Origin of the sequence: Geobacillus sp. (assembly GCF_017515625.1) — a bacterium.
In the GTDB taxonomy this organism is placed as follows: Bacteria; Bacillota; Bacilli; order Bacillales; family Anoxybacillaceae; genus Geobacillus; species Geobacillus stearothermophilus.
In genome coordinates this window covers 22,678-28,883 of record NZ_JAFWFM010000218.1, presented here as the reverse complement: position 1 = coordinate 28,883, position 6,206 = coordinate 22,678, and the positions used below count along the sequence as shown (strand labels likewise).

Sequence of the window (6,206 nt, the reverse complement as noted above, 5' to 3'; positions counted from 1 at the left end):
GTCCACCATGTGCATACGTGTCAAGGATGTGGGGCTTCTTTGCGTGAAGTCAAACCGTTCAAAGTCGATATCCGTCAAGTGTTTGATGTCCCTCCTGTGACGATCGAGGTGACACAACATGAACGTGAAGTGACTCACATTTCGCACCCTAACAAGGTCAAAACAAAGGATTTTTTATTTAGTTTTTCAGAATAACTTTTTGATCAACACAACGAGCGATGGCAATCCTTTTTTTACCATCACTGGTCGTTCCGTATCACGTTACACGTAGATGCTCTCATCCATGCCCAATCCCTGCAGAATCCTTCGCTGATCAGGGGTAAGGGAGCGATCCAGTGAGCGTTGGATGCGCCCATCCGGCAGCTTGAACAGGACGACGTTCACATATTGAAACAGCTGAAAAATCGCCTGTCCCGTCGGCCGGGTCAGCTTGCGGCCTCCAGGACCCTTCAACGGGTGTTCTGGAGTAATAAACTGACGCACTCTCAAGGATTCATTCGACATCGGAACGAAAAAATCCTCCCGATTTTCGTCGAGAGGGTGCGAAATGTGAGTGATAAGCATTTTTCTTTTGCTTTTTTCATCTTTCGGTATGATAGAAATGTAAGTAAAAAGTAGGTAAGGAGGCAAGATCATGAGCAAAAAAGTATTGATTGTAACGGGAGATGCGGTAGAAGCGCTAGAAGTGTATTATCCATATTATCGTTTATTAGAAGAAGGATATGATGTAACGATTGCGGCGCCGAAGAAAAAGAAATTACAGACGGTTGTGCATGACTTTACTGGCTGGGATACATATGAGGAAAAACAAGCATACCTGATTGAGGCGCATGCGGCGTTTGCCGATATCGATCCAACGCAATACGACGCAATCGTCATTCCAGGAGGACGCTCACCAGAATACATTCGTCTTGATGCGGACCTTCAACGCATTGTTAGACATTTCTTTGAAGCGAATAAACCGATCGCTGCGATTTGCCATGCGTCCCTCATTTTCGAAACAATGCCAGATTTGTTGAAAGGCCGCAGCTTGACTGCTTACATCGCTTGCAAGCCAGGCGTGGAAGCACTAGGGGCAACGTATGTGTCTGACAGCACAGTACATGTCGACCAAAACCTCGTTTCTGCACATGCTTGGCCGGACTTGCCTGGTTTCATGCGCGAATTCATTCGCTTGCTTCAAAAATAATGATCAAATCCCCTCAAGGCAACTTGAGGGGATTTTTATTTCACACCACACCGGCGATTAACATCATCAAATCGCCGCGGTTATAGCTCGTTTGGAAAATCCACTGCAGATGTCCGTTGGTCAAAATAAACAATACGCTGACGAGCGAAAGGATAAAGCCAACCACATTGACAAACGTCATGCGTTCTTTTAACAGAAAATACGACAAGATCACAATAACGGCCGGATTCAACGCGTTCACAATCGCCGCATTCATCGGTGATGTATATTCCAGTGCTCCGTAAAGAAGCAGGTTATAGCCAATAATGCCAAGAATACCGGTAATGCTTAATGGCAGCCAAAATTGCTTCATGATTTCTCCGTAGCGCGGCCGTTCCAAAAAATAGGAGATGGGAAGAAGGAATAAGAACGCGACACTCCAACGAATGAATGTGAGCCATAAAGGACCAATTTCTGCGACGACGTATTTCCGATTAAGTAATTGCCAGCCCAAAATAAGTTGGCCAACACTAAAAAGATTTTCTCTTTCATCTAATTTCTCTCCTGTCTCGTCTGCTAATATCCATTATTTTACTTAAATATACTTCGTGATGTGTGTAATATCCTCCTTAATGTTTATTTCACCGCTAACATTATTGCCAGGATCTCGTCAGTACTTTCTCTTTTTTGTCACTAAATCACAAAATTTGGTGATGAACCTTTTTGGGATATATTAGAAATAAAATAAAATAATTTCCTTTAATGGGAATATCTTTTAGAAAGAAGCTTTCCCTTGCATTCACGGATCGATGATTTGGGAGAAATCGCCTTTTTTCACCAGCCTTCTGTATAAGTTGAAATTTTGTTTTACATCCAGTAGAGCGTCCACCGCATTCTATCAAAATGACTTGTTATGAAGGAAAACAGAATCGAACAATCGGAAAATCTTTATTGCAACTTATATAGGTACTGGCCTAAGCAACGGGCGTTTTTTCTGCATACAGTGGGACTAAAGCAAGTGGAAGGAGGGAAGCAAGATGAGCCATCTCCAAGCAGCGGATGAACGCATTTGGCGGCCGCACCCGTTTTTCTTCGGCGCTCCGTTTTTTGGCGGCTTTTTAGGCGGTTTGCTCGGGAGCGCATTAGTTCCGCTGTTTTTCTATCCGTTGTGGTATGTCCCCATTTGGTGGTGAGAAACCGGCAAGGGTTGGGCGGACGACCCACCCTCTTTTCTTGTTTGTTGCATATGAATACAGTGTAGCATTCTAGCTTTGGGGAAAGGAGAAGGAACGATGCCATTTCCAGGATTGTTGTTTGGCGCCCCATTTGTCGGCGGCTTCTTGGGCGGACTGCTCGGCGGCGCGTTAGCTCCGCGTCCGTTTTACCCGTATCCGCCGTATCCGCCGTATCTGCTGTATCCGCCGTATCCAGACTGGTGGGATTGATCGTCTATTCATGAAAGAATAAGCATCCCTGTGGAACAAGAAGGGGTGCTTATTCAATGATCTCGGTGTCGCGGATGCGGACGTCGGCTGTTTGCAGCATGTTCCACACGGATTCGGATGGCGCTGCCATCCCTTTCTCCCCTTTCTGCACCCGGTCTTCTTAACGGATTGAGAAAGAGGATGTCCTTTTGCTGTTCGGACATCCTCTTGCTTTGTTATTGCATGACATTCCCTTGATAAGGGAGCTGATTCGTATACCCTTGGAACTGCTGGTACATTTGCTGAAGCTTTTGCGGATCGGCGGCTTCAAGTTTGTACCAGCCTTTTTTGAACATCAAGTTATACAGTTCGCGCTGGCAGTTTTGTGTTTCTGTGAAAATGTTCATCATTTCTTGATATAACGGTTGGTTGCTCGCCTCATGCAAGTACACGCTGTATGCCGACGTCATGTATTTTTCTGTTGTCAACATGTCGTTCAAAAAATCGCGTTCGTTCATTTGCGGCGTTTTCGGCACTTGCGTCTCTGGATTTTGCACTTGTTTTTGGTTCATCGGGCGTCCCTCCCTCTAGAAATGTTCCTTTCACATCACCGGCGGCTGCGGCGGGTTTTGCAAATGACGCAAAATCATGTTGTAATGGCGCTGATGCATTTGCCCGGCGCGCTCGATCGCCTGCACCACCTCGGGGTCCCGGCATTGCGCGGCGAAAAAGTGCGCCTTTTTCGCCGCGAGCAAGTTCCACGACATCATATCGGAAAAATACATGGCGTCTTTTGATGACACCATTTGCGGCGGCTCGGGCATCGCGGTCTGCGGGTTCATTTGCGGTTGTTGCTGCATCGCGTTTCGCTCCTTTCATGGTTTGTTCGCTTGTAGATTGTGCAGTGAGTGGAAAATTATTCACATATAAAAGATAAACCGTGCGGAAAAAACATATTCAATCGGGCGGAAACATGGTACAATAAGGATGATGAATGCGTTTCCGTACAAGGAGGCTTGCAACAGTGGAACAGCTGATGCGCGACTTTTTTTGTTCTTGTCCAAAAATAAGACGTTGACCCGGTTGGCGAAGCGATACGGCCTCCGCTTCGGCGCGTCAAGGTTTGTCGCCGGCGAAACGATTGAGGAAGCGGTGCATGTCATCCGCCGGCTGAACGAAAAAGGGCTGGCCGTGACGGTCGACTACTTGGGAGAGTTTGTCGATAACGAGCAAGAAGCGAACGAGATGGCGAACCATTGCCTAGAGGCGATCGACGCGATCAGCCGCGAGAAGCTGAATTCGCAACTGTCGCTGAAAATGACGTCGATGGGGCTTGACATTTCCGATGATCTTGTCATGCGCAACATGCGCCGCATTTTGGATGCGGCGAAAGAGCGCGGCGTGTTCGTGACGATCGACATGGAAGACTATTCACGCTGCCAAAAGACGCTCGACATTTTTAAAACGTTGAAAAAAGAGTACGATAACGTCGGAACGGTCCTGCAGGCGTATTTGTACCGGACGGAGCAAGACATTGAAGATCTGAAGCCGTACCGCCCGAACTTGCGGCTCGTCAAAGGGGCGTACAAAGAGCCGCCGGAAGTGGCGTTTCCAGACAAAAAAGATGTGGACGAAAACTTTAAAAAGATCATCAAGCAGCATATGCTAAACGGCAACTACACGGCGGTGGCGACGCATGACGACGCCATCATTGAATATACGAAGCAGCTCGTCAAGGAATACAATATCCCGAACAGTCAGTTTGAATTTCAAATGTTGTACGGCATTCGTCCGGAGCGCCAGGTCGAGCTGGCGCGCGAAGGGTATACGATGCGCGTGTACGTGCCGTACGGTACCGATTGGTACGGCTATTTTATGCGCCGGCTCGCCGAGCGCCCGGCCAACGTGGCGTTCGTCGTCAAAGGCATGTTCCGTAAGTGACGCCCATCGCCCGGCAGCGCGAAAGTCAAGCAGGCAAAAAGGGGACGGACGCCCTTAGGCGTTCAGTCCCCTTGCATGTTGTGCTTTTTGTACTGCTGATTTTGGCTCGTCCGCTTGCCGCCGCCGTCGGCTTCGACCGTCGGGCCGGCGTTTCCTTTCACGCTCGCCGCGCTGATGCCGCGTTCAGACGGATTTTTTTTCAGCCGGGCCATCGTCTTCACCTCCTGGTTGTTAGTATGGATTGAAAGAACGGCGGCGATGTGAAAAAAAATGTGCGCAAATATATTGAAAAAATTACCAACATACTATATATTGAATATAGATAACGTTTTCATGGCTATTTTTTTACCAAAAAATGAATGATGATTCATTCAGTGATGTGAGGGGGAACCGAAATGGCAAAACGCATTCGGCGCGCTGCGGTGCTTGGGTTCGGCGTCATGGGTTCGGGCATTGCCGCCCATTTGGCGAACGTCGGCATTCCGACGCTGCTGTTGGATATCATGCCGCGGGAATTGACGAAAGAGGAAGAAGCAAAAGGTTGGACGCTCGAGCATAAACAAGTGCGCAACCGCCTCGCCAATCAGGCGCTGGAGCGGATGAAAAAGCAAAAGCCGGCGCCGCTGATGGCTCAAGACAATCTGGCGCTCATTGAAACCGGCAACTTTGAAGACGATTTCCATCGGCTGGCGGATATTGATTGGATCATTGAAGTCGTCGTCGAAAACTTGGATGTCAAACGAAGCGTTTTCGCCCGCGTTGACGAGGTGCGGACGCCGGGGACGATCGTCAGCTCGAACACATCCGGCATCTCGATCGCCGCGATGGCGGAGGGGCGTTCGGATGATTTCAAAAAACACTTTTTAGGCACGCATTTCTTCAATCCGCCGCGCTATTTGAAGCTGCTTGAAATCATCCCGACGGAGCATACCGATCCGGATGTGGTCGCCTATATGAAATTGAGGCGCATGCGAAAGAAACGCTTGTCGCCGTCGAACAAGGTGACACGCTGCGGATGATGCTCGCCGCTCTCCGCCGGTTGACGCGCCATACGCCGATCAATGTGATCGCGAAAAAACGCGAGGCGGCTGCCGCCCTCATTGAAGCGGAACGGTATATTGTGTGATAATGGGAAGTGCCAGGCGTTTGCCTGGTGCTTCTTTTTCCATGAATTCCAAGCCGTCGAATGAAAGGGAGGAATGCGGATGGCGCTGACGCTCTACTGGTATCCAAAATGCGGAACGTGCCGGAAGGCGAAGCGTTGGCTCGATGAACACGGCATTGAGGTGCAAACGGTGCATTTGGTCGACGAGCCGCTGACGAAAGAACAGCTCGCCGACTTGCATCGAAAAAGCGGGCTGCCGCTCAAAAAATTTTTCAATACAAGCGGCATGAAATACCGCGAACTCGGATTGAAAGACAAGCTCGATGGCGCCTCGGAAGACGAGATGCTCACGTGGCTCGCCTCGGACGGCATGCTCGTCAAGCGGCCGATTTTAACGGACGGCGAGCGGGTCGTGGTCGGATTCCGCGAACAAGACTACGAATCGTGTTTTGCCGGGCGCGTTTCGACGGAAACATAAAAAATTTGGCCGAAATGAAATGAATTCAGTGAGTTTTGGCGAAAAATCGGTTATGATGAAAAAGAACACAACTTGCCGCACTGGAGGGAT

8 protein-coding genes and 5 pseudogenes are annotated in these 6,206 nt (G+C 49.0%); 8 read left to right on the top strand and 5 right to left on the bottom strand.

Going from position 1 to position 6,206, the window contains the following annotated elements:
- Positions 1-174 (top strand): annotated as a pseudogene (locus IKE44_RS12890) (IS66 family transposase zinc-finger binding domain-containing protein); the annotation flags it as partial.
- An 87-nt stretch (positions 175-261) separates the two neighbouring features.
- Here IKE44_RS12890 and IKE44_RS12885 read toward each other — a convergent pair.
- Positions 262-486 (bottom strand): annotated as a pseudogene (locus tag IKE44_RS12885) (IS1634 family transposase); the annotation flags it as partial.
- Between the two features lie 148 nt (positions 487-634).
- Between IKE44_RS12885 and IKE44_RS12880 the strand changes: the two are divergent.
- On the top strand, positions 635-1,189 hold the full coding sequence (locus IKE44_RS12880) for a DJ-1/PfpI family protein (RefSeq protein ID WP_049626434.1): 555 nt from the start codon (positions 635-637) through the stop codon (positions 1,187-1,189).
- A gap of 40 nt (positions 1,190-1,229) precedes the next feature.
- Here IKE44_RS12880 and IKE44_RS12875 read toward each other — a convergent pair whose 3' ends face one another.
- Positions 1,230-1,682 carry a DMT family transporter gene (locus tag IKE44_RS12875; protein ID WP_230581367.1) on the bottom strand — a complete coding sequence of 151 codons (453 nt, stop codon included), beginning with the start codon at positions 1,680-1,682 and terminating at the stop codon, positions 1,230-1,232.
- Between the two features lie 523 nt (positions 1,683-2,205).
- Between IKE44_RS12875 and IKE44_RS12870 the strand changes: the two genes are divergently transcribed.
- Positions 2,206-2,361 (top strand): hypothetical protein, encoded by a 156-nt coding sequence (locus IKE44_RS12870; protein ID WP_162839636.1) that lies wholly within the window; start codon positions 2,206-2,208, stop codon positions 2,359-2,361.
- 99 nt (positions 2,362-2,460) lie between these two features.
- Entirely contained in the window at positions 2,461-2,613 is a 153-nt protein-coding gene (locus tag IKE44_RS12865; RefSeq protein ID WP_183084366.1) for a hypothetical protein, read from the top strand.
- Between the two features lie 215 nt (positions 2,614-2,828).
- Here the strand turns inward: IKE44_RS12865 and IKE44_RS12860 are convergent, their stop codons facing one another.
- Complete coding sequence (locus IKE44_RS12860) at positions 2,829-3,164, bottom strand: spore coat protein (protein WP_033010359.1); 336 nt, start codon at positions 3,162-3,164, stop codon at positions 2,829-2,831.
- A gap of 30 nt (positions 3,165-3,194) precedes the next feature.
- On the bottom strand, positions 3,195-3,452 hold the full coding sequence (locus tag IKE44_RS12855; protein WP_033010361.1) for a hypothetical protein: 258 nt from the start codon (positions 3,450-3,452) through the stop codon (positions 3,195-3,197).
- Between the two features lie 164 nt (positions 3,453-3,616).
- Between IKE44_RS12855 and IKE44_RS12850 the strand changes: the two are divergent.
- Positions 3,617-4,533, top strand: a pseudogene (locus IKE44_RS12850) (proline dehydrogenase family protein).
- A gap of 62 nt (positions 4,534-4,595) precedes the next feature.
- Here IKE44_RS12850 and IKE44_RS12845 read toward each other — a convergent pair.
- Positions 4,596-4,745, bottom strand: coding sequence for a YuzL family protein (locus tag IKE44_RS12845; protein WP_080986165.1), 150 nt, complete (start codon positions 4,743-4,745; stop codon positions 4,596-4,598).
- Positions 4,746-4,928: 183 nt separating this feature from the next.
- Here IKE44_RS12845 and IKE44_RS12840 point away from each other — a divergent pair.
- From IKE44_RS12840 to IKE44_RS12835, 3 genes and pseudogenes are all read left to right on the top strand, one after another.
- A pseudogene (locus IKE44_RS12840) lies at positions 4,929-5,495 on the top strand (3-hydroxyacyl-CoA dehydrogenase family protein); the annotation flags it as partial.
- Positions 5,489-5,659 (top strand): annotated as a pseudogene (locus IKE44_RS13805) (hypothetical protein); the annotation flags it as partial. The pseudogenes IKE44_RS12840 and IKE44_RS13805, both read left to right, overlap by 7 nt.
- A gap of 79 nt (positions 5,660-5,738) precedes the next feature.
- Complete coding sequence (locus IKE44_RS12835) at positions 5,739-6,116, top strand: arsenate reductase family protein (protein WP_033010367.1); 378 nt, start codon at positions 5,739-5,741, stop codon at positions 6,114-6,116.
- Positions 6,117-6,206: the final 90 nt, after the last annotated feature.

Excerpts from the sequence above, each read along its gene's own strand:
- IKE44_RS12880 (WP_049626434.1), top strand. The coding sequence starts at position 635 with ATGAGCAAAAAAGTATTGATTGTAACGGGAGATGCGGTAGAAGCGCTA.
- IKE44_RS12865 (WP_183084366.1), top strand. The coding sequence starts at position 2,461 with ATGCCATTTCCAGGATTGTTGTTTGGCGCCCCATTTGTCGGCGGCTTC.
- IKE44_RS12835 (WP_033010367.1), top strand. The coding sequence starts at position 5,739 with ATGGCGCTGACGCTCTACTGGTATCCAAAATGCGGAACGTGCCGGAAG.
- IKE44_RS12860 (WP_033010359.1), bottom strand. The coding sequence starts at position 3,164 with ATGAACCAAAAACAAGTGCAAAATCCAGAGACGCAAGTGCCGAAAACG.
- IKE44_RS12845 (WP_080986165.1), bottom strand. The coding sequence starts at position 4,745 with ATGGCCCGGCTGAAAAAAAATCCGTCTGAACGCGGCATCAGCGCGGCG.
- IKE44_RS12855 (WP_033010361.1), bottom strand. The coding sequence starts at position 3,452 with ATGCAGCAACAACCGCAAATGAACCCGCAGACCGCGATGCCCGAGCCG.
- IKE44_RS12870 (WP_162839636.1), top strand. The coding sequence starts at position 2,206 with ATGAGCCATCTCCAAGCAGCGGATGAACGCATTTGGCGGCCGCACCCG.